This is a genomic window from Pararhizobium capsulatum DSM 1112, from assembly GCF_030814475.1.
In the GTDB taxonomy this organism is placed as follows: Bacteria; Pseudomonadota; Alphaproteobacteria; order Rhizobiales; family Rhizobiaceae; genus Pararhizobium; species Pararhizobium capsulatum.
On the sequence record NZ_JAUSVF010000001.1, the window covers coordinates 1,611,226 to 1,635,157 of the forward strand.

The window sequence follows — 23,932 nt, forward strand, 5'->3', positions numbered from 1 at the left end:
TACTACGGGGTGAGAAAGCCGTCCACTCACTCCCCGTCCAGCGGCTCGACGCCCTGCGGTTTACCTGCCCGGTCGAGGCGGATTTTTTCGATGCGGTTTTCGGCGGCGCCGAGCAGCGCTTCGCAATGTTTCTTCAGGGCTTCGCCGCGCTCGTAGATCTCGATCGACTTGTCGAGGGCGACGTCGCCGCGCTCCAGCGCCGAGACGATGGCTTCGAGTTCTTCCACGGCCTTTTCGAAGGAGAGGGCGGAAACGTTGGTGTTGTCGGTCATGATGGTCAGCCCCTCATCAGGCGGTAGATGTGTGTGCCGGCCGACTCGGCCAGTCCTTCGAGATCGTAGCCGCCTTCCAGGAGGCTGACCACGCGGTTGTTGGCGCTTCTGTCGGCGACATCGAGTAGCCGGCCCGTTGCCCAGTCGAAATCGTCGGCGACGAGATTGATCTGCGCCAGGGGATCGCGGTGGTGGGCGTCGAAGCCGGCGGAGATGATGATGAAATCCGGCCGGAAATTATCGAGCGCGGTCAGGATACGCGACTTGAAGGCCTCGCGGAAATGGTCGCTGCCGGTGTCCGGTGAAAGCGGTGCGTTGACGATGTTGCCGGCCCCTGTCTCATTCTTGGCGCCCGTGCCGGGGTAAAGCGGCATCTGGTGCGTCGAGCAGAACAGCACGGAAGGATCGTCCCAGAAGATATCCTGCGTGCCGTTGCCGTGGTGCACGTCCCAGTCGACGATGGCGACCCGTTCGGCGCCATAGGTCTCTTGCGCATAGCGGGCGGCAATAGCGGCATTGTTGAAGAAGCAGAAGCCCATCGCCTTGTTTCTCTCGGCGTGATGGCCGGGCGGGCGGGCGGCGACGAAGACATTGTCGGCCTTGCCGGTAAACACCGCATCGACGGCCGCGGTCGCGCCGCCGATGCCGGTCAGCGCTGCCTGCAGGCTTGCCGGGCTTGCATGGGTATCGGCCTCGAAGGAGTTGATACCCTCCTCGGGGATAACGGACATGACGGTGCGCAAATGCTCTTCCGGGTGGGCGAGCAGCACCAGATCCTCGTTGCCCTGCGGCGCCTTTTCGCGCTTAAGATCGCGGAAACGTTCGTGTTCCAGTGCGAGGTTGAGCGCGCGTAGACGGTCGGGCCGCTCTGGATGACCTTCCGGCACCTTGTGCTCGAGAAAGATCGGATTTTCGAAAAGGATCGTGCTCATGCCTCGAACCTAGGGCGTGATGCTTTCAAGGTCCATGGCGCGATGCATGCAATTGGCCGTTTTCAACAACGCGGGTCGATGAGGATCTTGCCGTTCCGTGCCGGCTTCTCCTGGTGAGCCAGCGCATCCGCAAGGCGCGAGAGCGGGTAGGTGGCGGCGATCCGGCTGGAAAAGATGCCGTCGCGCACGCCCGCGAAACAGATTTCGACGGAAGCCGCCAACCGGTCGCGCCCGGCCGAATGCACGTAGTTGCGCAGCCACAGGAAACTGAAGCGAACATCCGGCCGTGCCGAAATCGCTTCCTGCGGAACCGGAATACCGCTGAGTGCGCCGTACTGCAGAAAAAGCCCGCCCGCGAGGAGCTTGTCGCAAAGCAAGTCACCACCGGCATAACCGCCAACGCAATCGATCACCGCGTGGAGAGGCTCGCTATCTCCCACGTCACTGGCGAGCAACACAGATGCGGCGGCCGAAGGTTCGGGGTCCCCATCCCAGGTCTGCCTGTTTCTGACGATCGCCATGGGGAGAGCATTTTCCCTGGCAAGCTGGCGCAACAGCATGCGCCCGATCGCAGACCCGGCAGCGGTGACCGCTATCCGCAATCCGGCCAATCCCCCATTTGCCGCAAAATGGCCCTTCAGGGTTTCGATAAGCTGCAGCGTCGTCATCGGGTTGATATAGGCCATGGCGGCATCGTTGTCCGCGATGTCGTCCGGGACGGGAAAACACCAATCGGCGGGGCGCAGCAGGTAGGTCTGCCAGAGACCGCTGGCGCCGAGCGGCAGCACGCGGTCTCCCACCGCGAGGCCGCTCACATCCTTGCCGACCCGCGTCACCCGCCCGAACCCTTCGAAGCCGGGGATGAAGGGCAGGATCGTGCGGTTGCGGTAAGCACCGGTAATGGGGATCAGGTCGGAAGGATTGATGGCTGCGCGTTCAATTGCGATTTCGATCTCGCCCGGCTGCGGGGCCGGGCGGGAAAGGGTGGCAAGTTCGACAACAACGCGCGGTTCCCCATAGCGGGAAATCAGCGCGCCACGGTTTTCCGGCATCAGGCGCGTTGCGGCAAGAGTGGGTAACCGACGATGATGGCACGGGCGGCCAGCGAGGCGATGCCAGCCTTGAGGAGGTCTCCCGGGATGAAGGCGAGCGAGCCCAAAACGGCCTTCTCGATGCCAAGGCCGGTTACGAACGCAAGCCACGCAATTCCAAGCAAATAGACGACGCCGATACCGCCGATGACGGACGCGATGAAGAAGCCGGTGAGCTGGCGCACGCCGGTCTGGCTTTCACGCACCAGCTTTTCGGCAACCAGGCCTGTCACGAAAGTGCCGACGACCCAGCCGATGATGAAGCCGGCGGTCGGGCCGGCGAGAATGGCAAGACCGCCGCGACCGCCGGAGAGAACCGGCAGGCCGATCGCCACCATCAGGATGACCAGCAGATAGGCGAGCGCGCCGCGCCTGGCGCCGATAATGCAGCCTGCGAGCATGACGCCCATGGATTGGGCCGTGATCGGGACGGGGATGAAGCCCAGCGTGATCGGCGGAATAATTCCAAGGAAAACAATGATGGCGGCGAACAAGGCAATAAGCACGAGGTCTCTGGTGGTCATTCCGTCTCTCCAGTGGGAATCATTTTTCGTTTATAAGAAACTGCTTGACTACTGACGCCTGAACCCGCGCGCGTCAATGGCCATGGCGATCGTATCGGCGTCTTTGAGCGTCTGGATGATGAGCGGCGCAAACAGGGTGAGCGGCCGCATGGGAAGCCCGCGAGCACGGTGTGCCTCGCGGATATTGGCATAGCGATCGAGGATTTCCGGCACGAAGCGGATCACCAGCGCCAGCGCCAGTCCGACATCGGCGGCTCTGAGGATGCCGGCTCTTTCGAACGGCTGCAAGAGGATGGTGATCTCGTCCATGAAGGCGCTGATCGCCGTTGTCGCGGTGATGGCGCTGGCAAGGAAGACGACCGCGCCGATGCGAAGCGCCATCGCCGCCGCCTGCCGCGCGCCGTCGAAATAGAGGGTGGCAAGCGCCAGGATCAGGATGGCGAACAGCACCCAGCCGACACGACCGAAAGCTTCGCGCAGCGGCAGTCCCAGCGTGAAATAGGTGGCAGCGCAGAGAATGAAGACTGGCAGCAGCGCAAGCGGCGAGGTGACGAAGAAGAGCACGATGCTGGCCGCCATCAGCATCACCAGTTTGGTGCGCACTGACATGGCGTGCAGGGGCGTCCGACCCTCGACATAGAGGCTCTTCAGCATGCGGCAAGCTCCCGGTAGCGGGCGATGACCTCACCTGGGGTCCCGTCCGCAACAAGCCGGCCGCCATCAAACAGCAGCACCCGCTCGAAATCCTCGACCAGCGACAGATCGTGGCTGATGACCAGCACCTGCTGCTCCAGACTTTCGATCGTTGATGCCACGAGCGCCCGGTTCTTCAGGTCCAGCTGGTTGGTCGGCTCGTCGAGGATCAGGATGTCGGGCTCGGTCACCAGGACGCTCGCCATGGCGACGAGTTGCGTTTCGCCGCCGGAAAGCTCGTGCACCCGCCTGCGGGCAAGATGGGAAATACCGAATCGCGCGAGGATTGTGGCGGTGCGTTCAGTGATTTCAGTGGTCTTCAGGCCACGATTCTTCAGGCCGAAGGCAATATCTTCCTCGACGATCGGCATGATCAGCTGGTGTTGCGGGTTCTGGAAGATGAAGCCGGCTTTTCCGAAGACGCGTTTCTCGTCGGCAACGGTATCGAGGCCGCCAACCAGCACATGGCCCCCGCTCGGTTTCACCAGCCCGTTGATCAGCCGCGCAAACGTCGTCTTGCCCGAGCCGTTGAGACCGATAATGCCGATGCGCCGCTCGGTCAGCGTGAGGGTCAGGGGATGAAGCGCGGTCTTGTCGCCGAAGCGAACCGAGCAATCGGCAAAGCGAATATCCAAGGCAGTCCCCTCGCTATCTCGGCCCGTTCTATAATCGAGTCTGGCCGAAAGGCAAATCCGCCGGTTTGACTGTTGGGAATAAAAGCCTAATCTCCGTGCCCATGGCGATTCTGGTTTCGAACCGCGACGCGCGGCTGATCTTTCTCAACAAGCAGGGCCTTGCCGCCGCGCCCAATCGTGCGCTCGGCAAGGAGGGGTTGCTGCAGCTCATCCATGATATCGGCTTCGTTCAGATCGACAGCATCTCGACCGTGGAGCGCGCCCATCACCAGATCCTGTTTTCCCGCAACCAGACCTATCGGCGTGATCACCTGACGGAGCTTCTGGAAAAGGACGGCGAGCTGTTCGAGCACTGGACGCATGATGCCTCGATCCTGCCCGCCGTGTTCTTCCGCTACTGGAAACATCGCTTTGCCCGGCGCGAGCCGGTTCTGAAGGAACGCTGGCTGAAATGGCAGGGCGAGGGGTTCGACAGCAGTTTCGAGGAAACGCTTCAACGTATCGCCGAGGGCGGAGCGGCAATGTCGCGTGATCTGAAGGTGGCCGATCACAAGTCCGGTGGGTGGTGGAACTGGCATCCGAACAAGACAGCGCTCGAATATTTCTGGCACACGGGAAAGCTTGCGATCGCCGGTCGCCAGAATTTCCAGAAGATCTACGATCTCGCCGAGCGCGTCATTCCCGGCCATCATTATGAGCCGGAAGTGAGCGAGGAGGCCTTCCTCGATTGGGCCTGCCGCAGCGCTCTAGAACGGCTTGGATTTGCCACGCGCGGCGAAATCGCCGCCTTCTGGGGCCTGATCTCGCCGGAGGAAGCCGGTGTCTGGATCGAGACCCACCGCGAAGAGCTCACCGAAGTGGCGATAGGGCCGGCGGATGGCGAAAAGCCGCGGCTGTCCTATGCCTTTGAGGGCTTCCCCGATAATCTCGGTGACCATTCCGACCCGCCCGCTCGCCTCCGCGTTCTCAGCCCCTTTGATCCGCTGATCCGCGACCGCAACCGCACGGAGCGCCTGTTCGGCTTCTATTACCGCATCGAGATTTTCGTGCCTGAGCCCAAGCGGGAATACGGCTACTATGTCTTCCCGCTGCTCGAAGGCGACCGTATCGTTGGCCGCATCGACATGAAGGCCGACCGCAAGGCCGGCACGCTCGACGTCAAGCGCATCTGGTGGGAGAAGGGCGTGCGCGCCTCATCCGGACGCTTGGAGCGGCTGGAAGCCGAACTTGCCCGTGTCGCCCGCTTCGCCGGGGTCGAGCGGGTGAACTATCTTGCGGGTTGGCAGGGAGATTAGCCTCCATCCGTCTGTCAGCAGAATGCGACTTCCAGGTTCTGCCGGTCGTTTGTGATCATCCGGCATCTCGTTTCAAAGCCTTCGCCCTTGATCAGCAGGACGAATTCTGCCGGGATTCCGGTGCTTGCGGAAACCGAAAGGCTTGCACCATCAGAGCCCAGCGAGCGCACGGTGCAATCGATCGTGGAGCGCCGGTCATTGAAGAGGATAGATCCTGCCTTCAGCACCCGCCGCCGGGCGTTCATGCCATCTTCGGCAGACATCGAACTCCAGGAAACGCAGCGATTGCGCCCTTCGTTCTTGGCCCGGTACATGGCGGCGTCGGCCTGGGCAAGCAGTGTATCGACGTCCTTGCCGATAATGGACAGTGATGTGCTGCCGAGGCTTGCCGTGACATTCAGGGTGCCATAGGCGCCGCTGACGGCCTGGGATGCGATCACCAACCTCAGCTTTTCGGCCACGGCTTCCGCCCCATTGCGATCGATATGTGGAAGCAAGACGGCAAATTCCTCGCCCCCCAGACGGCCGAAAAGATCGCCGGCCCGCAGCACGGTTCTGCAGGCGCAGGCGACAGCCTTCAGGGCGTCATCACCGGCCGCATGGCCATGCGTGTCGTTCACCCGCTTGAAATGGTCGATGTCGAGGACGATGCAGGAGAGATCGTGCTGGTGACGACGGGCAAGCGAGATCAGCTGATCTGCTTCCTGCTTGAAGGCGCGGCGCGTCAACGCTTCGGTCAGGCTGTCCGTCGCCGCCGATTGCATCAGCTCGATCCGGTCCATGGCGGCACCGGAAAGTTCCTGCAGAATGGTGAGATCGCGTGAACTGAAGGACCGCGCGCGCCGGTCGATGGCGCAGACGGTTCCGATCGTATGCCCGGCTTTGGTTTTAAGGGGCACGCCGGCATAAAAACGGATGTGGGTTTCCCCCGTCACCGCCGGATGTTGCGCGAAGCGAATATCCTTGGTGGTATCAGGCACCACGATGGGTTCTTCGTTGTCGATGACATAACGGCAAAATGAATCCTCACGCGGTACTTGCGTTGCGGCAAGGCCGGAGCAGGCGGCATACCATTGCCGATGGGCGTCAATGAGCGAAACGAGGCCGATATCGATCGAGAAGATCGACTTGATCAGACGCACCACGCGTTCGAACCCTTCGTCTCGCGGCGTATCGAGAAGATCAAGCTGCGACAACGCAGCCAGTCGTTCGCTCTCACGCTGCACAACCTCTGCCGACGATCTTCCGAATGCCTTGGTGACAACCATTCTCGATTCCTCTTCAACGGTAATAACTTACCTTCTAGAGGTTGTCAGGGAAAAGTGGGAACCGGTTTTCCCGAAAAGAAAAACGCAAACAAAAGAATCCAGAGGATGTCTGGTTCAATCTGAACCAGACATCCTCCAGCGAAGAAATCTAGAATAACGACACGTTGAGGAATTAGCGTTGGCACAGTAAATTTCTGGTCAACTCTCCTGCAGCGAAAATTGTCTTGAGAAAGCGACCAACGTCGCTCAGACACCGTGCCATGCACGGGGTCAGGCGGCGCGGAATGTCCTTCAATATCCCGTCAGTTCATTTTGCATCGGCGGTTTTGGCGGTGCCGTACCGCGGATGCGGGCCATAATCGTCGTCAGCGTCGCGGCATCATTGTCGAAGCCGCCGTGAGAGGTGGATTGCGTTGTGGCGCTCGATTTTCCGGAGGAAAGATCGATTTTCAGCTTCTTAAAATCCTCTGGATCAGGCATGGGCGAGTGATAGATTTCCATGCCGGCAAGCGGTGTTTCAGGCATTTCCTCAAAAGCGCGTGAGACCAGATAGAGCAGGGAATGGCTGTAGCGTGGCGTGAATGGAATGCCCGCCTCAACCGTATCCTTCTGCTCCAATTCGTCAGTCATCATGTAGAGATACATCTTGTCCTTGAGTTTCACCGGTCCTTTGCCGGATAGAAGCGGTTTGTAATGCTCATTGAAGAAATTGACGGTACAGGCCGGCGCCATGAGATGGATGCTCTCGATGTCGATATTCTTCAGGCCGAAGCGCTTGAAGGCGCTGATCAGGCGCCCGAGCATGATTGACCCGGCGCTATGGCCGACAAGATGAATTTTCGGGCGCACAGCTGCGGCATCGAGACCCTTGAGGAGCGGTGCCAACCCACGATATCCACCGTCATAGTCATTCGTGGTGGTTTTGGTCTCTTCCTCTTTAAAGGCAGCGGCCGCATCGCCCTTCATGTTGCGCCAGGCGCGGTTACCGGCCCATTTGCCAAGACCGGTCTCAAACATCCAGTCGGTGAAACCGCTACCGGCGAGGCCAGCGTTCGTTTCCGACATCTTGCCGAAAGCCTCTCCGAAGAAGTCGGAGGCCCACATCAGATGGAAATTGTAGAGCTGGTTTCGGCCGAAGATATCGGCACGCTTCCAGGCGGCAATGCGGCGTGCCTCTGCGACGCGCGAATTGAGACCGCCATGGGCATAGATGACAAGGTGCGGATAGCCGGCACCACCGTTCGAAGAAGGGTTTGCCAGACGCTTGACCGTTTCCAGCATTTCCTCTTGTCGCGGCGAGGCATATTTGCCGGTCTCGATCAGTTGCCCGTCGTCGATATTGATGAAATGGCCGAGGATATCGGCCCGATTGGGATCGCCGATACCGAACAGACCGGAGCGGCTGCTGGGTGAACTTCCCGGAATGGCACTGAAGGCTGCCGGTGCGCGCACGCCGAGTTGCAACACCCAGCCATCCATGACTGTCGCCGCCCAGTCGGCGTAGCTCCAGTGAGCAACGCCGTTATCGCCCCACCGTTCGCCCCAGGAATTCAATATCCAGAAGCCATCCGCATCATAGCCGACAATAACAAAGGCATGGCCACCAAGCGGCGCACCGCCGGGCTCGATCTTCTTGCCCTTGAGCGTCTTCCAGTTTGCGTGAATTTGGGCAGAAACATATCGCGCCCACCTCTTGCAGCGCTGCATGGTAGTCGCTGAGGTCCGGTTGAAGTCGGAAATAGGCGCCGAGCCGCGTCTCCTTTGCCGCCTTCGCCATCTCGTAGGTTAAGAGCCAATTCGGGGCGTTCGCGCCTGGAGTGTTCTCGTCGCAGACGCCATTGCGGAAGAAGCCCTTGATGCCACCCCGCAGGCTTGATCCTTCGTGGGGACTTTCCGTCCATTCGTCGTTCCGCATCGCCATCTGTTAGAGCATGGTGGCGCTCGCCCGTTCCGGTGATAAATCTTCATCGTTTTCATGGCGCAAAACGTCGATGACATGGGCGAGTGCGTGCCCGACGCAGCTGTTGATCTTGCCCTGATCACGCACGGAAAAAGAGATGCGATAGGCTTTCTGCTGCGGCAGGCGTTGCAGATTCGGCTGGTAGATCCGGTCGCGGATATCCGGCAGATCAGGGAGAATATCAAGCATCCTGCCGCCGGGACCGTTGGGCCTGCGACCAAGATAGGCGCGGTTGCCGAAATAGACTACCTTGTCATTGGCGATATCTATGCGTGGCGTTTTGGGCTGAATTTCCGGCTGGTTCTCTGTCGCAGCGTCGCCCGCCACGCCCGGGTCCGATGACGTATCGTTGCCGTTGTCGCCAGAATTCCCCTGCGTGCTCTTAGCCATCCGTCTTCTCCATCGAAACGTTTTGCTAATATAATCACAGGTTGTATTCTTTGTTAAGCGTGCGGTGGCTGCAATCGTGCAGCCCCGGCATAGAGGTTCAGATGATGTCAGTCTCGGTGATCTGGATGCCGAAGCCTTCGAGGCCGACATAGTGGCGCTCGCGCGTCGAGAGCAGGCGGATCGAGGTAATGCCGAGATCTTTCAGGATCTGCGCGCCCAGTCCGATTTCCAGCCATTCGCTTTCGCGGGCCTGTGCCTCGTCATGGCCTTCGCGTTCGTGTTTTGCCGTGCGCGCGGTCTTGGAAACGCCCACCCCGACAGAACCCTCGCGCAGGTAGACGATGACACCGCGGCCCTGCTCGGAGATGCGCTTCATGATCCTGTCGAGCTGGCAGTCCTTGCCGAACACATCAGCGCCGACGTTTTCCAGATGCAGGCGCACCGGAATATCGACACCATCGCGGATATCCCCGAAGACGACGGCCAGATGCTGCATCGGGTCCCAGGGCAGCGAATAGGCGTGGCCCTTCGCCTTGCCGTAGGGCGTGTCGATATCGAAGCTGCTTTCCAGCTCGATCAGCTTGTCCTTGCGCTGGCGATAGGCAATGAGGTCGGCAACGGAAACCTGCTTGAGACCGTGGGTCTCGGCAAAGCTTGCCACCTGCGGGCCGCGCATCACGGTGCCGTCGTCGTTGACGAGTTCGCAGATCACGCCGATCGGCGGCAGGCTGGCGAGCTTGCAGAGATCGACGGCGGCTTCGGTATGGCCGGAGCGCATCAGGACGCCGCCTTCGCGGGCAACGAGCGGGAAAATATGGCCGGGACGGGTGAAGTCGGCCGCGCCGACATTCGGATTGGCGAGGTTGCGCACCGTCAGGGTGCGGTCGTCGGCCGAGATGCCGGTGGTGGTGCCGTGCTTGAAATCGACGGAAACAGTAAAGGCCGTCGTGTGGGCCGAATCGTTTTCGGCGACCATGGCGTTGAGGTTCAGCCGCTTGGCTTCCTCGCGCGGCATCGGCGTGCAGACGATGCCGGAGGTGTAACGCACGATGAAGCCCATCTTTTCCGGCGTGCAGTGAACGGCGGCAACGATCAGGTCGCCTTCATTCTCGCGGCCGTCATCATCGGTGACGACAACGATCTCGCCGGCTTCGAAGGCACGGATGGCGTCGACGACGCGCTTCTGGTCATAGGCCATGGTGTTCTCCTAATTTTGTCCGGCGGTTACTTCAGGCGACCTGTCTGGCCGCGGTCGCGCAGGTAGTGGTCGGCAATGGTGCAGGCAACCATCGCCTCGCCGATCGGCACGGCGCGGATGCCGACGCAGGGGTCGTGGCGGCCCTTGGTGCGCACATCGACATTGTTTCCGTCACTGTCGATCGAGCGGCGTTCCGTCAGGATCGAAGAGGTCGGCTTGATGGCGAAGCGGGCGACCACTGGCTGGCCGGTGGAAATACCGCCCAATATGCCGCCGGCGTGGTTGGACAGGAAGATCGGCTGGCCGTCATTGCCCATACGCATTTCATCGGCATTTTCCTCGCCGGTGATTTCTGCGGCGCCAAAGCCGTTGCCGATCTCGACGCCCTTGACGGCGTTGATCGACATCAGGTTCGAGGCGATGTCCTGGTCGAGCTTGGCGTAGATCGGAGCGCCGATGCCGGCCGGAACACCTTCGGCGATCACCTCGACGACGGCGCCGATCGAGGAGCCGGCCTTGCGGATGCCATCGAGATATTCTTCCCAGACGGGCACGATTTCAGGATCCGGCGCAAAGAACGGGTTTTCGTTGACCTGCGCCCAGTCCCAGTTGGCCCGGTTGATCTTGTGCTTGCCAATCTGCACGAGGGCAGCGCGGACGGTGAGGCCCGGCACGACCTTGCGGGCAAGGCCGCCGGCGGCGACACGGGCAGCCGTTTCGCGGGCCGAGGAGCGCCCACCGCCGCGATAGTCGCGGATGCCGTATTTCACGTCATAGGTATAATCCGCATGGCCGGGACGGTAGCGCTTGGCGATCTCGCCATAATCCTTGGAGCGCTGGTCGGTGTTCTCGATCATCATCGAGACCGGCGTGCCCGTGGTAATCATCGTCTCGCCGTCCTCGTCCAGCATCACGCCGGAGAGCACCTTCACAAGATCGTCCTCGCGCCGCTGGGTGACGAAGCGGGATTGGCCGGGCTTGCGCTTGTCGAGCCACGCCTGCAGGTCAGCGAGCGTGAAGCGGATGCCGGGCGGGCAGCCATCCACGACGCAGCCGAGAGCAGGCCCATGGCTTTCGCCCCAGGTGGTGACGCGGAAGAGATGGCCGAACGTATTGTGTGACATGGAAACCGGAGACCGTGAACTGACGGGGAGGGGTTTATGGCCCCATTCTTTCGGTCGAGACTATTAGTGTAAAAAGGCCGGAAGGGAAAAGCCTTTCTGCCTAAAAAGCGTTAGGCAAGGAAAAGCCTTTCCTCACGAGGCCAGTGCCAGTGCATCGCCCTTGGCAAAGGCAAGGAAGTCCTCGGCACTTTTTGCCTTGGAGAACGCATAGCCCTGCAACAGGTCGCAGCCGAGCACACTGAGCATTTCCGCATGGGCCATGGTCTCGACGCCTTCGGCAACGGTCTCGATGCCAAGAGAACGGCCGATCTCGATGATCGAGCGGATCAGCGCCTGTTCCTTGCGGGAGCCGAGGATCGGTGCCACGAGCTGTCGATCGATTTTCAGCCGCTTCGGCTTGATCTTCAGAAGGCTGACGATCGAGGTATGACCGGTGCCGAAATCATCGATTTCGATGTCGATACCGAGCTTCTTGATGCCCTCGATATTGGCAGTGACGATATCGTCGCTCTCATCAAGGAAGATTGATTCCACCAGCTCGAAGGAAAGCTGGCCGGCTGTGAAGCTCAGACCCTGCAGCGAGTTGAGAAGCAGGTCGTCGGAAAGCCGCTTGGCCGAAACGTTGACCGAGATCTTCGGGATATGAAGACCCTTTGACGCCCACACCATGGCATCAAGTAATGCGCGGTCGAGCACGATGCGATCGAGCGTGGCGACGACGTTCAGTTCCTCGGCAATGCCCAGGAATTTGTCCGGTGTCAGAAGGCCTTCGCGCGGGTGGTTCCAGCGGATCAGCGCTTCCACGCCCACAAGCTTCAAAGTCCCGGCTTCGAACTGCGGCTGGTACCAGGGGACGAACTGATGCTTTTCGATGCCTTCGAGAATTTCGTCGGCAATGCGCTTGGTGGTGATGATCTCGGCCTGCAGCATCTCCGTGAAGAATTCGAAGCGGTTGCGGCCGTTTTCCTTGGCGCGGTAGAGCGCGATATCGGCGTTGACCAGCAGTTTGCGCTCATCCACCGCCAGATCGCCGGCTGTCGCGATGCCGATGCTGACCCCGAAACGACAGGGGAAACCGTTATAATCGACGGGCTGGCGCATCTCGTGGATGATCCGCTGCGACAGCTTCTCGAGGTAGGTCTTGTCCGGCGCATCGGTGATCACGACAACGAACTCGTCGCCGCCGATCCGGGCGACCATATCGTTTGCGCGGATATTCGAACGCAAGATCTGCGAGGCATGCACCAGCATGGCATCGCCGGCGGCATGGCCGAGCGTGTCGTTGATCTGCTTGAAGCGGTCGAGATCGATATGCAGAAGCGCGATATTGGTGAGGCCATCGGCGCGTGATGCCGAGAGGGTTTCGAGTTTCCTGTCGAGCATGCGGCGGTTGCCGAGCCCTGTCAGCGGATCGTGAAGCGCGTTGTGCTCGATGCGGTGATTGGCTTCCGCGAGCTCGTCATTCTTGACTTCCGCGACGGCCTTGGCCGCCTTCAGGTCTTCGGTCAGCCGGACGTCTTCGCTGATATCGAAGGCGATGCCGATCATCTTGCGCGCACCTTCGGGAGAAATGTGAATTTTGCCAACGGACCGAACGTGCCGCACCGAACCGTCCGGCAACACCACCCGTGACTGCTGGACATAGGGCAGATCACCCTGGATCGCGCGGTCGACGTTGGTCTCCGCTTCCTTGCGATCCTCCGGATGCAGCGCGGAAAGCCAGGTTTCGTGCGTTGCCTGTCCATCGGTGAAAACCAGACCGTAAAGCTGGTGCATGCGCTGGTCCCAATAGCTGACACCACCCTCGAGATCGGCTTCCCACATGCCGCATTGGTAGGAGGCGAGCGCCAGATCGAGCCGGCGGGAGATTTCCTCCAGCTGCTGTTCCCGCTCGGAGAGACCGTCCAGTGCATCTTTCAGTTCGGTATTGCGGGCTTCGGCAAGCGCCTTGGCCGCCCTCAGCTGATCGGTCATCGTCACGTCGTCGGTCACGTCCCAGCTGATGCCGGTGATCTTGGCTTTGCCATCGGCGCCGACATGGGTGGAGCCAACATGGCGCAGATGACGAAGCCCGCCACCCGGCATGACGATGCGATATTGGGAGCGGTATTCCTGGTTTTCATCCAGCGCCCTGAACAGGGTGAGCGACACGCCTTCGAGTTCATCGGGATGTACGGTGCTGCGCCAATCGGCATAGGTCGGGTGGCCGCTGCCCGGCGCAAGGCCATGAAGGTGGTACATGCGCTCGTCCCAGGACCGTTCCTGTGTATCGAGGTCGATTTCCCAGATGCCGATGCTGGAGGATTCGAGCGCAAGATTGAGGCGGTGGGAGAGCGTCAGAAGCTCCCGGTCGCGCGAACGCAGCGTTGCGATCGTGCGCTGGCGCTCGCTGACGAGGCCGAAGGTCACGACGATCGGAATGATGATGATCGCAGCCGCGGCAAGGATGGCGATCATCAGGCCCTTGTTGTTGTCGGGTTCCTGCTGCCAGCCGCCGACCGGTATGGCCGCCAGCTCCCAGGTTCCGCCCGGCAGGTGCATCTGGCGGATCACCGGCGTCTGCGCGAAAATCTCCGCTTCGCCGAAAAATGGATCCTGAATGTTGTCGCTGACAGAAACGTCGCGGATTGCGAGCTTCACGTCGATATGGCGATCCGTGCCTTCCCGTTCGTCGCTCGTGCTCGTCTGGAGCAGGCGAGCCGCCTGATAAAGTTCGGTTTCATCGACGATCGCTTCCATGAAGCCCCAGAAGCGCATGTGCGCGAGCTTCTTGGCGAAAACCGGCGAGAAAAGGTTGAAGCCTTTCCGGCCATCCGGAAGCCGCACGGGGCCAGCAATGATGGGGCGGGCCTTTGACTGGGCGCGATCGGTTGCGACACGCGACGAGCCGAAACGCTTGAAGTCGGTACCGACCATGCGCTCATTGCCCTTGGCGGGCACGACCATGGAAACCACGGCTTCAGGTGCTGCGCTGATGCGCGTCATCTGCGGGTTCTGCAGGAGAACCTTCGAGGCGAGCAGGTTGAACTGCTCCGGGGTCATGTCGGGATTGGCGGAGACACTGTTTGCGGTGCCGCGGAGCGCTGTGATGCTTGTGGTGATTTCGGCCTGCAGACGGGTCGAGATCAGGCTGAGCTCGTTCTGGACCTTGATCTTCAGTTCGCTGCGAAAATTAAGGCGATTTTGCTGGTCGAAAAAGTAGCCGCCCGTGAAAACGACGGCCGCAGCGATCACGACCGGAATAAGCGACGGCCTTGCCAGTCTCGCAAGCATTTCCACGCGATGGCGAAGAGTTGTGCCGATGGTCAAGCCAGTATTCCCCTGTTTTAAAAAGGGACGGTAGTGATTGAGTCTTAAGATTGGCTTTAGAGGCTGATCCTGCTATGAAATTCCCGCTGAAAATACCACGGTGCGTGAGGGGCGTAACGTCGTGTTAACCATAGATCCGGAAATCGGGCAAACTCTGAAAAGCCACAACACTGGGCAACTTTCGCCACAATCGGGGGGCAAATCATGCGGACAACAAAATTCAAAGAATCACTTACGAGGGTAACCCGCATGAAGTTCGTCGTAGCGGCACTCATGGCCACAGCAAGTTTTCTGTCTCCGCTCGGCGCCTACGCCGAAAGCGCTGACGTCGAAGCTGTCATCACATCGGTCGATACCGAGCGTCTGAGCCTCTCGCTTGACGACGGAAAAAGCTACCAGGCGCCTGAAGAATTCAACTTCGACGGCCTGACCGCAGGTGTCAAGGTTCTGGTCTTCTACACCGAAGTTGACGGTAAACGCGTCATCAACGATCTGGAAATCGTTCAGTAAGACGCCACAGGTCTGAATAAAATATCCCAAGGCGCGTTTTGAAATGCGCCTGGTTGTGTTGAGTTTGCAAAGATGGCCAGGGCTCTAAAGCCAGCCGATCTTGCCGTCCTCGATCTTCAGGATCCGGTCCTGCGGGATGGCGCCCATTGCAGCTTCTTCCGCGTCCATCGCACCACAGAGCTTGAACAGCGCGCGGATGACGCCACCGTGGGCGACTGCGACCGTCGGCCTGCTGACGTCGGCAAGCCAGGCGCCGATCCGCCAGGAGAGGATTTCATAGCTTTCCGCATCCTTGCCCGGCGGAATGAAATCCCATTTCGAAAGCTCTCGCTCAGCCACGCGCTCCGGTGCAATCGCTTCCAGCTCTTCCAGCGTGTAGCCCTCCCAATCGCCGAAGGAAAGTTCCTTCAGGCGCTCATCCGTCCGGTAGAGCAGGGGATCAAGGCCCATCGCGCCACGCAGGCGCTCCATCGTCTCGCGCGTGCGGCCAAGCGGGCTTGCGACGAAATCCCAGGCTGCGGCCGTGGTCGGGTCGATAAGCTGGGCAAGCTTGCGGCCGTTGCCGCTTGCCTGGGTGCGGCCGGTATCGTTGAGGGGAATATCCTTCTGGCCCTGTAGACGGATCTGGGCGTTCCAGTCGGTCTGGCCATGGCGGATGACATAGATGAGCAACAGAACGCTCCGAGGCAGTATGTCGAAAAGATAAAGGCCCCGCCGATGACGGAGCCTCCTGTCTTGTTTGGCTGGTCAGTCCTTGACGACGCTGATGTCAGGCGCATCGACGGCTTTCATGCCGATCACATGGTAGCCGCTATCGGCGTGGTGGACTTCACCGGTAACCGAGCGCGACAGGTCGGAGAGCATGTAGAGGCCGACATCACCCACTTCCTCGATGGTGACCGTGCGGCGCAGCGGTGCGTTGTATTCATTCCACTTCAGGATATAGCGGAAGTCACCGATGCCGGAGGCGGCGAGCGTCTTGATCGGGCCTGCGGAAATGGCATTGACGCGGATGTTCTTGGGGCCGAGATCAACGGCAAGATACTTGACGCTGGCTTCGAGTGCAGCCTTGGCGACGCCCATGACGTTGTAGTTCGGCATCACCTTCTCGGCGCCGTAATAGGTCATGGTCAGCAGCGAGCCGCCATCCGTCATCATCTTTTCCGCACGACGCGCTATGGCCGTGAACGAATAGACCGAGATATTCATGGTCATGGCGAAGTTGGCAGGCGATGTATCGACGTAGCGGCCGGTCAGTTCATCCTTGTCGGAGAAGCCGATGGCATGGACGACGAAATCAATCTTTCCCCAGAGCTTTTCGAGCGTTTCGAAGACGGCGTCGATCGACGATTCGTCGGTGACGTCGCAGTGACCTGCCATGACCGCGCCAAGTTCGGCTGCGAGCGGCTCGACACGCTTCTTCAGGGCGTCGCCCTGATGGGTGAAGGCGATCTCGCCGCCCTGTGCGTGAATGGCCTTGGCAATGCCCCACGCGATCGACCGGTTGTTGGCGACGCCCATGATGAGCCCGCGCTTCCCCTTCATCAGACCTTGCGACATTCGGGTGCCCCTATAATGCTATGCTTCCCTCGCTGGCGCGAGCGGAATGGCGGATAAATTGACATGACGGGAAACCGGGGAGCGGCGTTTGGCCGCGCCGGTTCCGAAATTCGGAGCCATGGCTATGACATAGGCGTCCCGGTGGTTCAAGCGCAGCGCCTATCAGGAACTGTTAGTCCCCGTAATATTGGGTCAGCATCCCCCCGCAATGTCACGGTTGCGTCAAAAACCGGCGATGACCGTTCGTATCAGAGAACGAGGCCATCGCGGCGCGCGCGCATCAGGTCGGTGATGCGCTCATCCGGCTTTTCCCACAGCATCAGCCTCAGTTCGACCACGAGCGCCCCGCGACCGCCATCGGCGTCCGGCAGGCCGTGACCCTCAAGGCGGATTGCCTGATCCGAGCCGGACCAGGCGGGGATGGTGATGCTGGTGGCGCCGGTCGGGGTATCCACACGCATTTCGCACCCCAGCACAGCGTCCTGTATATTGATCGGCAGGGTGGTGTGAAGATCGATCCCGTTCGGACGGAAGGTTTCGTCGGCAGCAATGCGCACATGCACGATCAGGTCGCCGCGGATCATTCCGTTCAGGCGGTAGCCCTGTTCCTTCAGTCGAATGACGCTGCCGTCGACGGTGCCGGGCGGCAGGGCGACTTTCAAGGTCTGGCCGTCGGGCAGCGTTGCGGTCGCCTTCTCGCGGCGAAGGATGTCGGCGATGGTCACCGTTGCTTCGCTGAAGATGTCCGGGACCTTGTCGGCAGGCTTCTGGGCGCCACGAATGCGCCTTACGATCGCTGAAACGAGTTCGGCAGCAGGGGCGGCCGCCCGTGGCAGGATGCCGAAGGGACCGTAGCGCTTCTCGACTTCGGGTTTGGCCTCGGGCTTCTGTTCAGCTGTTTCAGGCTCGGCGGCAACGCCGGGTTCGATCCGCGTTTCCGGTTTCGGATCGGCCTTCACCTCGGCCTGCGGCTGCACCGACGCGGCTTTCGGGATGGGTTGCGGCTTTGCCTGGGGGCGTGTCTCGGCGCCGAAGATGCGCGAAATCATCTCCTCGGCGGTCTCCGGATCGACGGTATCGCGGGCCTGTTCCCGCGACTTGCGCTTCATTTCCTCCATCCGGCGAAGATCAGCTTCGCGCCGCGCATAGTCATAGCGGTTGCGCAGCTTGGGGTCTTTCAGAACCTCATAGGCGCGCCCGGCCTCGGCAAAGCGGGCAGCAGCGTTGGGATCGTCGCGGTTGTGATCAGGGTGCACGGCCTTGGCGACATTGCGCCAGGCGGTCTTGATCTCGTCGGCTCCGGCGTTTCGCCTCACGCCTAAAACTGTGTAGGGATCACGCATGCCATCACCGCCCGTTCGTGCCGCATCCATCTGCGCGGATGTCGGCTTTGCTTGAAAACAATGGGAGATGGCGCAACCGGCCGTCTCTCTACGGCAATGATGGGAAGAGGCAGCTTAAATAACGGTTAGCCGTTGTCCCGCGCGGCCTTGCAAGCGTCCATTCCGGCAGTTTTTGTGCGGTCTAATTGAAACTGTGGTTAACACCCGGTCAGCGTGTGACCACCGGGCCGTTAGCTGCGCGGTGCGAAGCTGGTCAGCATCCATTCACCATTCTGCATCAGGCAGGTATTGCCGTCGAAGTTGGCGATGCCCTGGTAGGAGTGGCGGGTGGTCGTGAAGCGTCGGCAGGTAACGCCATTTACCTGCTCCTCGTTGATGCTGCTGATCACACCCGCGCTGCCGGAGTTTGAATTGGCCCATGGAATAGGGCCGCCTTCGACCTTGCTGACATCGGCGGAGGATACAGCGTTGCGTACCGTCAGGGCGTCGGAAAGGCTGTCATTGTTTTTCAGCGGAACAGAACCTGTGGCGACGCTGTGATCGACATCGCTGGATGTCAGATCAAGCCCGGCGCCCATGCAGCCGGAAAGAAGAAGCCCCGCGAGGCAGACGAACACGATCCCGCATCGACGGGATAAAGCCTTGGTCTCATTGATGCTGTTTGCTATGTCTTGCAACGGCCTACCTGTCGAACTCGGGAGAGCTAATTCGAAAGGTCGGCGGACACGATCGCAACGGCTCTGACATATTCACTGGCGGGCGGACATCCGGGGTTCTCTCCGCACCACAAATCACGGCATTGGAAGACAATATGAGCGAGACTGGGTTAACAACTGGTGACTTCACCGAGGAAAACGAGCCCTTTTCCCTTTTCGGCGCCTGGCTGAAGGAAGCGCAGGCCAGCGAGATCAACGATCCCAACGGGGTAGCCTTGGCGACTGCGGATGCGGATGGATTGCCGAACGTGCGAATGGTCTTGCTCAAGGATTTCGATACTAGGGGATTCGTCTTCTACACGAATTTCGAGAGTCAGAAAGGTCAGGAAATTCTGGGCAGCATGAAGGCCGCGATGTGTTTTCACTGGAAGAGCCTGCGCCGTCAGGTGCGCATCCGCGGTCCGGTCGAAATCGTCAGCGATCAGGAAGCCGATGAATATTACAAGACCCGGCCACGTGGCAGCCGAATCGGTGCCTGGGCCTCGAAGCAGTCCCGCCCGCTCGAAAGCCGTTTTGCGCTGGAAAAGGCGGTGGCGGAATATACGGCGCGTTATGTGATCGGGGAAATTCCACGCCCGAGCCACTGGTCCGGCTTCCGCATCCGCCCGACCTCGATCGAATTCTGGAAGGACGGCGCCTTCCGCCTGCACGACCGCATCGAGTTCCGCCGCCCCGATCCGGATGGCGGCTGGGACAAGGTGCGGATGTACCCTTGAGACATTTTTTCCTCTTCACCCCGTCCGCATCATGCGGAAGGGGATGCCGGACGCCAGCGCGCCAACATAGGCCGCCTTCTGGAAGTGACCATTCAGCGAAATGCGGGGCAGGGCGGTCAGCTCCTGTGCGGCGTCGAGCGTTCCCGGCTGGGTCGTCACGGCAACCGTCAGCCCGAGCGCGCGGGCAAGCTGCCGGTCGCGGGCGGAAACCGCCGATAAGAAGCCGTAGGGGTAGGCCAGTGTCGTCGGCCGGTTGCCGGTAATCTGCTCGATTATCTCGATAGAGCGGTTCAGTTCCGCGCGGACCTCCTCATCGGAGAGCCGCGACAGGGCGCGATGGCTGACGGTGTGAACGCCAAGCTGCGCCAGCGAATTGTCCACGAGTTGCTTCAGCCCGCCTTCATCCAGCGTCAGTTTCTCGGTGATCGACAACGGCTCGATGCCATTTGCGCGGGCGAGGACATCGATGGCTGCGACGGCGGTCGCCTCGTCGCCGGTACCGACATAATCGGCAAAGCGCCCAAAGGCCTGATGTTTGCGGGCGGCGGTGTCGAGTGGGAGAGTCTCTGGCCCCGCGCCGAAGTCGAAGGTCAGGCTGTTCTTGGCTTCCATGAGGTCGGCCAGCGTCTCCCACCACAGGCCATGGGTGCGCTCGATGAAGCCGCGAGTCGCAAAGACGGTGAAGGGCACACTATAGCGGGAGAAGACCGGTGCGGCATGCTCGATATTGTTGCGATAGCCGTCATCCAGGGTGAAAACGGCGATCGGTGCGCGGCCCTCTGCCGTCAGTTCCTGCGGCAGGTTTTCGAGCGCAACGAAACGGTAACCCTCGGCTTTCAGGGTCGAAATCGCCGTGTCGAGAAATTCCGGTGTGATTTCCAGATGGGCGTTGGGATCGAACAGCCGCGGCCGTCTCGGACGCACATGATGCAGTGTGAAGATCGCTCCGCGGCCGCGCGCGGCCTTCATCAGGCCGGCCATCTTGACGATCCGTGCGGTTTCCAGCCCGCCGGTGATCAATGTGCTTTTCACGAAACGTTTGAGCATGCCGCCGAGCCCTGACCTGCGCGTGCCGTCTGGGCGCCGCTTCAAAGGCCGGCAGGATAAGGCTTTGGCGTTAAGCCAAGTTGAATCCAAAAGGAAAAAGGCGAACCGCTTATCGCGACCCGCCCTCGTTTTCGCTCTGTTATCCTGGTTTAGCCGACGAGATAGACCGCCTCGTCATCCCGTTGGCGGCCACCAAGTGCTGCACCGACGCCGGCGACAAAGGCGCCGATGAAGAGCGAAAGCGCACCGAGAAGAGCAACCGTGGCGCTGGTCTTGCGGGCCGTATCGGCCGCTTCCTGTGCCGCGACCTTCGCATCCTCAACGCTTTTCAGGACGCTATTGACGCGGGCCTTTGCATCCGCATCCGAAAGACCGGTGCGGGCAGCCACGAGCTGGCCGAGATAGGTCTTGTCGGCCTCCGACATCTCGCCCTTGGCCGCACTGCTGACAAGAATGCGCGAGACTTCCGCTGTCGCATCGTCTGTCGATGCCGTTGCCGGCGGCGTGGGTGGATCGGCCGGACGCAGCAGGCTATCGACAAAATAACCGGTCAGCTGGTTGTTGCTGTCAGGCGCATTGTCGGAGGTCGCCGCAGCCGTTGCGGCGGTGGCGGCGGCTGTCAGCGTGGCGGTTGCCTGAACGCCCGCACCGATGGTGGAGGAAACGGCAGAGCTGAGCACGCCAGCGATCAGCAGCGTCGCGACTGCCCAGGCCATCAGGCCATGAGCGGTGTCACGAAAGAACACTTCGTCCGTGTGCACGCCGACCCATTTGGTCCGGAGCCGGCCGGTGACATAGCCACCGAGCGCGGAGGCGAGCCATTGCACGATGATCAGCCAGACGGCCGTGGAGACCGCGAATGTGGTGACCGAGGCGCCTTCACTCGACCAGGGTGAAATCATGGTGAGGCCTAGGCCAGAACCAACCAGCATCAGCACCAGCGTCAACGCTGATGCGGCAACCGCGCCGGCGAGGATCGCGCCCCAGCTCACGGCGGAGCGCGAGGACTCTTCTGCGGGCAGGACGGCCGTCGATGAAACGGGTATCGTCATCGCGCCACCTATCGCATGAAGAGTGCGAGGAGGATAATAATGGGGATCGGAACCCCCAGCAGCCAGAGCAGAATTCCGCGTCCCATGATGTCTCTCCTTATGATGGTTCAGGGTGTCCCGATGAATTCGGGATCTGCCCCTAGAACGCCGCAGGAGAACGTTGGTTCCAGAGAAGCTGCCGCTAAGTGTCGAAATTAAATAACGTTCTTATGTCTTTGTGCCGCCGACCGTCGTATCGTTCATGCGCAGATGCGGCTGGCCGACGCCGACCGGCACCCACTGGCCGCCCTTGCCGCAATTGCCCATGCCATTGTCGAGCTTCATGTCGTTGCCGATCATGGTGATGCGCTTCATCGCATCCGGACCGTTGCCGATGAGCATGGCGCCCTTGACCGGCGCGCCGATCTTGCCGTTGTCGATCAGGTATGCCTCGGTGCAGCCAAACACGAACTTGCCCGACGTGATGTCCACCTGTCCGCCGCCGAAGGAAACGGCATAGATACCCTTTTTCACGGAAGCGATGATCTCTTCGGGCGTCTTGTCCCCTGAGAGCATATAGGTGTTGGTCATGCGCGGCATCGGCACGTGGGCATAACCTTCGCGACGGCCGTTGCCAGTCGGCTTCATGCCCATCAGGCGGGCGTTCTGGCGGTCCTGCATGTAGCCGACGAGCTTGCCGTCGTCGATCAGCACGTTGTAGGCCGACGGCGTGCCTTCGTCGTCGATAGTCAGCGAGCCGCGACGGGCCTCGATCGTGCCGTCATCGACGACGGTCACGCCCTTGGCGGCGACCTGCTCACCGAGAAGTCCGGCGAAAGCAGACGTCTTCTTGCGATTGAAATCACCTTCCAGCCCGTGGCCGACGGCCTCGTGCAGCATCACGCCCGGCCAGCCGGAGGAGAGCACGACATCCATGGTGCCTGCCGGCGCATCGATCGCTTCAAGATTGACAAGCGCCTGACGCAACGCTTCATCGGCGCCATGCTGCCAGCTTTCGGTCAGGATGAAATCACCAAAACCGCGACGGCCGCCGACGCCATAGGAGCCGGATTCCTGCCGGTCGCCGTCACCAACGACGACGGAAATATTGAGCCGCGTCATCGGACGGATGTCATGCATGCGCTCGCCATCGGCACGCAGGATATCCACCACCTGCCAGGAGGCGGCGATGGAGGCTGAGACCTGGCGCACCTTCGGGTCCTTGGCGCGCAGATAGGCGTCGATTTCGGAAAGCAGCGTGACCTTTGTCTCGAAGCTCGGCGTGCCGATCGGGTTTTCGTCGCCATAGAGCTTGACGTTGGTGCCCTGCGGGGCCGCGGCGTAGGAGCCGGAGTAACCACGGGTCACGGCGCCCACGGCATCGGCCGCGCGCTTCAAGGCCGCAACAGAAAGATCGCCCGCATGGGCGTATCCGGCCGCCTCACCCACAACAGCACGCAGGCCAAAACCCTGGTCGGTATTGAAGCTGCCGCCCTTCAGGCGGCCATTGTCGAAGGAGAGCGATTCCGACTGGATATGCTCGATGAACAGCTCACCGTCATCGGCGCCGTTGAGCGTATCCGCCAGAACCTTGCGCACCGCCGCCTCGTCGCTGTCGAACAGTTTGATGAGATCGGTGTTCATGGGCGTGGCTCCTGCATCTTTTGATGCGGGTTATGTAGAGGCTCGGCGCGAGCAGGGCAAGGAGCGCTGCCATTGCGAAGAGCGGTATTAGGCCTTTCCGCTCACACGCTCGCGTACGCTCTCCAGGATCTCGTCCGACAGGGCAGGGTCGTTGACGACCCGCGACAGCACGAGCGCCCCGACAAAGCTTGCGACATCGGTGATCGCGCGTTCGCGGTCGGGCTCGCCACCGTCTTCCATCTGCCAGTTTTCCATATGGGCAATCAGGCCCCGAATATGCTCGGTCACTGGACCTCTTTCGGTGTCCGGCAGGCGTGCCAGTTCCGGCCCGAGGGCTGCGACCGTGCATCCGGCGCCAGCTGCTTCGCGATGCGCGGGTGAAAGATAGGATTTTGCGAAGTCCTCCAGCGAGCCGCTCAGTGCATCGGCTTTCAGCATATCCACCATCGCATGGGTCAATGCCTGCCCGGCAAGATCGCTCTTGGATTTGAAGTGTCCATAAAAGCCGCCATGGGTGAGGCCTGCACCCGTCATCACGGCATCGACACCAACTGCATGAATGCCGTTTTCGCGAAACAGCTTTGCAGCCGTGTCGAGAATACGCTGCCGGTTTTCCTTCGCCTGTTCCTTGGTCGGACGCATCCCGCATCTCCTTCGAAAAATTGCTCTTGACA

Annotated in this window: 23 protein-coding genes; 3 read left to right on the forward strand and 20 right to left on the reverse strand. The window is 60.8% G+C overall.

Going from position 1 to position 23,932, the window contains the following annotated elements; translation table 11 throughout:
* Nucleotides 1–26: 26 nt before the first annotated feature.
* The 6 genes from QO002_RS07650 to QO002_RS07675 form a co-directional block, all read right to left on the reverse strand.
* The gene (locus QO002_RS07650; protein ID WP_307228294.1) at nucleotides 27–272 is read right to left on the reverse strand and encodes an exodeoxyribonuclease VII small subunit; all 246 of its coding nucleotides are present in this window, start codon (nucleotides 270–272) and stop codon (nucleotides 27–29) included.
* 5 nt (nucleotides 273–277) lie between these two features.
* The gene (locus QO002_RS07655; RefSeq protein WP_307228296.1) at nucleotides 278–1,204 is read right to left on the reverse strand and encodes a histone deacetylase family protein; all 927 of its coding nucleotides are present in this window, start codon (nucleotides 1,202–1,204) and stop codon (nucleotides 278–280) included.
* 62 nt (nucleotides 1,205–1,266) lie between these two features.
* A complete protein-coding gene (locus QO002_RS07660; RefSeq protein ID WP_307228298.1) occupies nucleotides 1,267–2,256 on the reverse strand; it encodes a zinc-dependent alcohol dehydrogenase family protein in 990 nt (329 codons plus the stop codon).
* A complete protein-coding gene (locus QO002_RS07665) occupies nucleotides 2,256–2,819 on the reverse strand; it encodes a biotin transporter BioY (RefSeq protein ID WP_307228300.1) in 564 nt (187 codons plus the stop codon). The genes QO002_RS07660 and QO002_RS07665 overlap by 1 nt, the downstream gene beginning before the upstream one ends.
* A gap of 48 nt (nucleotides 2,820–2,867) precedes the next feature.
* The gene (locus QO002_RS07670) at nucleotides 2,868–3,473 is read right to left on the reverse strand and encodes an energy-coupling factor transporter transmembrane component T family protein (protein WP_307228301.1); all 606 of its coding nucleotides are present in this window, start codon (nucleotides 3,471–3,473) and stop codon (nucleotides 2,868–2,870) included.
* Nucleotides 3,467–4,147 (reverse strand): energy-coupling factor ABC transporter ATP-binding protein, encoded by a 681-nt coding sequence (locus tag QO002_RS07675; protein WP_307228303.1) that lies wholly within the window; start codon nucleotides 4,145–4,147, stop codon nucleotides 3,467–3,469. The genes QO002_RS07670 and QO002_RS07675 overlap by 7 nt, the downstream gene beginning before the upstream one ends.
* A 101-nt stretch (nucleotides 4,148–4,248) precedes the next feature.
* Here QO002_RS07675 and QO002_RS07680 point away from each other — a divergent pair, with 101 nt between their 5' ends.
* On the forward strand, nucleotides 4,249–5,442 hold the full coding sequence (locus tag QO002_RS07680) for a winged helix-turn-helix domain-containing protein (protein ID WP_307228305.1): 1,194 nt from the start codon (nucleotides 4,249–4,251) through the stop codon (nucleotides 5,440–5,442).
* 14 nt (nucleotides 5,443–5,456) lie between these two features.
* Here the strand turns inward: QO002_RS07680 and QO002_RS07685 are convergent, their stop codons facing one another.
* From QO002_RS07685 to QO002_RS07710, 6 genes are all read right to left on the reverse strand, one after another.
* Nucleotides 5,457–6,710, reverse strand: a complete 1,254-nt coding sequence (locus QO002_RS07685) for a sensor domain-containing diguanylate cyclase (RefSeq protein ID WP_307228307.1) — start codon at nucleotides 6,708–6,710, stop codon at nucleotides 5,457–5,459.
* A 291-nt stretch (nucleotides 6,711–7,001) separates the two neighbouring features.
* Nucleotides 7,002–8,417 carry a hypothetical protein gene (locus QO002_RS07690; RefSeq protein WP_307228309.1) on the reverse strand — a complete coding sequence of 472 codons (1,416 nt, stop codon included), beginning with the start codon at nucleotides 8,415–8,417 and terminating at the stop codon, nucleotides 7,002–7,004.
* Between the two features lie 217 nt (nucleotides 8,418–8,634).
* The gene (locus QO002_RS07695) at nucleotides 8,635–9,060 is read right to left on the reverse strand and encodes a hypothetical protein (RefSeq protein WP_307228311.1); all 426 of its coding nucleotides are present in this window, start codon (nucleotides 9,058–9,060) and stop codon (nucleotides 8,635–8,637) included.
* Nucleotides 9,061–9,157: 97 nt separating this feature from the next.
* The gene (ribB, locus tag QO002_RS07700) at nucleotides 9,158–10,258 is read right to left on the reverse strand and encodes a 3,4-dihydroxy-2-butanone-4-phosphate synthase (RefSeq protein WP_307228313.1); all 1,101 of its coding nucleotides are present in this window, start codon (nucleotides 10,256–10,258) and stop codon (nucleotides 9,158–9,160) included.
* 26 nt (nucleotides 10,259–10,284) lie between these two features.
* The gene (gene aroC, locus QO002_RS07705) at nucleotides 10,285–11,382 is read right to left on the reverse strand and encodes a chorismate synthase (protein WP_307228316.1); all 1,098 of its coding nucleotides are present in this window, start codon (nucleotides 11,380–11,382) and stop codon (nucleotides 10,285–10,287) included.
* A 132-nt stretch (nucleotides 11,383–11,514) separates the two neighbouring features.
* The gene (locus QO002_RS07710) at nucleotides 11,515–14,691 is read right to left on the reverse strand and encodes a bifunctional diguanylate cyclase/phosphodiesterase (protein WP_307228318.1); all 3,177 of its coding nucleotides are present in this window, start codon (nucleotides 14,689–14,691) and stop codon (nucleotides 11,515–11,517) included.
* Between the two features lie 249 nt (nucleotides 14,692–14,940).
* Between QO002_RS07710 and QO002_RS07715 the strand changes: the two genes are divergently transcribed.
* On the forward strand, nucleotides 14,941–15,201 hold the full coding sequence (locus QO002_RS07715) for a DUF1344 domain-containing protein (protein WP_307228320.1): 261 nt from the start codon (nucleotides 14,941–14,943) through the stop codon (nucleotides 15,199–15,201).
* An 84-nt stretch (nucleotides 15,202–15,285) separates the two neighbouring features.
* On the opposite strand, the gene QO002_RS07720 is transcribed toward QO002_RS07715, so the two are convergent.
* From QO002_RS07720 to QO002_RS07735, 4 genes are all read right to left on the reverse strand, one after another.
* Nucleotides 15,286–15,873, reverse strand: coding sequence for a histidine phosphatase family protein (locus QO002_RS07720; RefSeq protein ID WP_307228322.1), 588 nt, complete (start codon nucleotides 15,871–15,873; stop codon nucleotides 15,286–15,288).
* Nucleotides 15,874–15,948: 75 nt separating this feature from the next.
* On the reverse strand, nucleotides 15,949–16,761 hold the full coding sequence (gene fabI, locus QO002_RS07725; RefSeq protein ID WP_307228324.1) for an enoyl-ACP reductase FabI: 813 nt from the start codon (nucleotides 16,759–16,761) through the stop codon (nucleotides 15,949–15,951).
* A gap of 248 nt (nucleotides 16,762–17,009) precedes the next feature.
* Nucleotides 17,010–18,104: a DnaJ C-terminal domain-containing protein gene (locus tag QO002_RS07730; RefSeq protein WP_307228327.1), complete on the reverse strand. Its 1,095-nt coding sequence runs from the start codon at nucleotides 18,102–18,104 to the stop codon at nucleotides 17,010–17,012.
* Between the two features lie 230 nt (nucleotides 18,105–18,334).
* A complete protein-coding gene (locus QO002_RS07735; protein ID WP_370878462.1) occupies nucleotides 18,335–18,781 on the reverse strand; it encodes an RT0821/Lpp0805 family surface protein in 447 nt (148 codons plus the stop codon).
* A 122-nt stretch (nucleotides 18,782–18,903) separates the two neighbouring features.
* Here QO002_RS07735 and pdxH point away from each other — a divergent pair, with 122 nt between their 5' ends.
* On the forward strand, nucleotides 18,904–19,536 hold the full coding sequence (pdxH, locus tag QO002_RS07740) for a pyridoxamine 5'-phosphate oxidase (RefSeq protein WP_307228328.1): 633 nt from the start codon (nucleotides 18,904–18,906) through the stop codon (nucleotides 19,534–19,536).
* Nucleotides 19,537–19,551: 15 nt separating this feature from the next.
* Here the strand turns inward: pdxH and QO002_RS07745 are convergent, their stop codons facing one another.
* From QO002_RS07745 to QO002_RS07760, 4 genes are all read right to left on the reverse strand, one after another.
* Complete coding sequence (locus QO002_RS07745) at nucleotides 19,552–20,583, reverse strand: polysaccharide deacetylase family protein (protein WP_307228331.1); 1,032 nt, start codon at nucleotides 20,581–20,583, stop codon at nucleotides 19,552–19,554.
* A 149-nt stretch (nucleotides 20,584–20,732) separates the two neighbouring features.
* On the reverse strand, nucleotides 20,733–21,635 hold the full coding sequence (locus QO002_RS07750) for a hypothetical protein (protein ID WP_307228333.1): 903 nt from the start codon (nucleotides 21,633–21,635) through the stop codon (nucleotides 20,733–20,735).
* A gap of 207 nt (nucleotides 21,636–21,842) precedes the next feature.
* Entirely contained in the window at nucleotides 21,843–23,258 is a 1,416-nt protein-coding gene (gene tldD / locus QO002_RS07755) for a metalloprotease TldD (protein ID WP_307228335.1), read from the reverse strand.
* Nucleotides 23,259–23,345: 87 nt separating this feature from the next.
* The gene (locus QO002_RS07760) at nucleotides 23,346–23,900 is read right to left on the reverse strand and encodes a TetR family transcriptional regulator (RefSeq protein WP_307228337.1); all 555 of its coding nucleotides are present in this window, start codon (nucleotides 23,898–23,900) and stop codon (nucleotides 23,346–23,348) included.
* Nucleotides 23,901–23,932 lie beyond the last annotated feature (32 nt).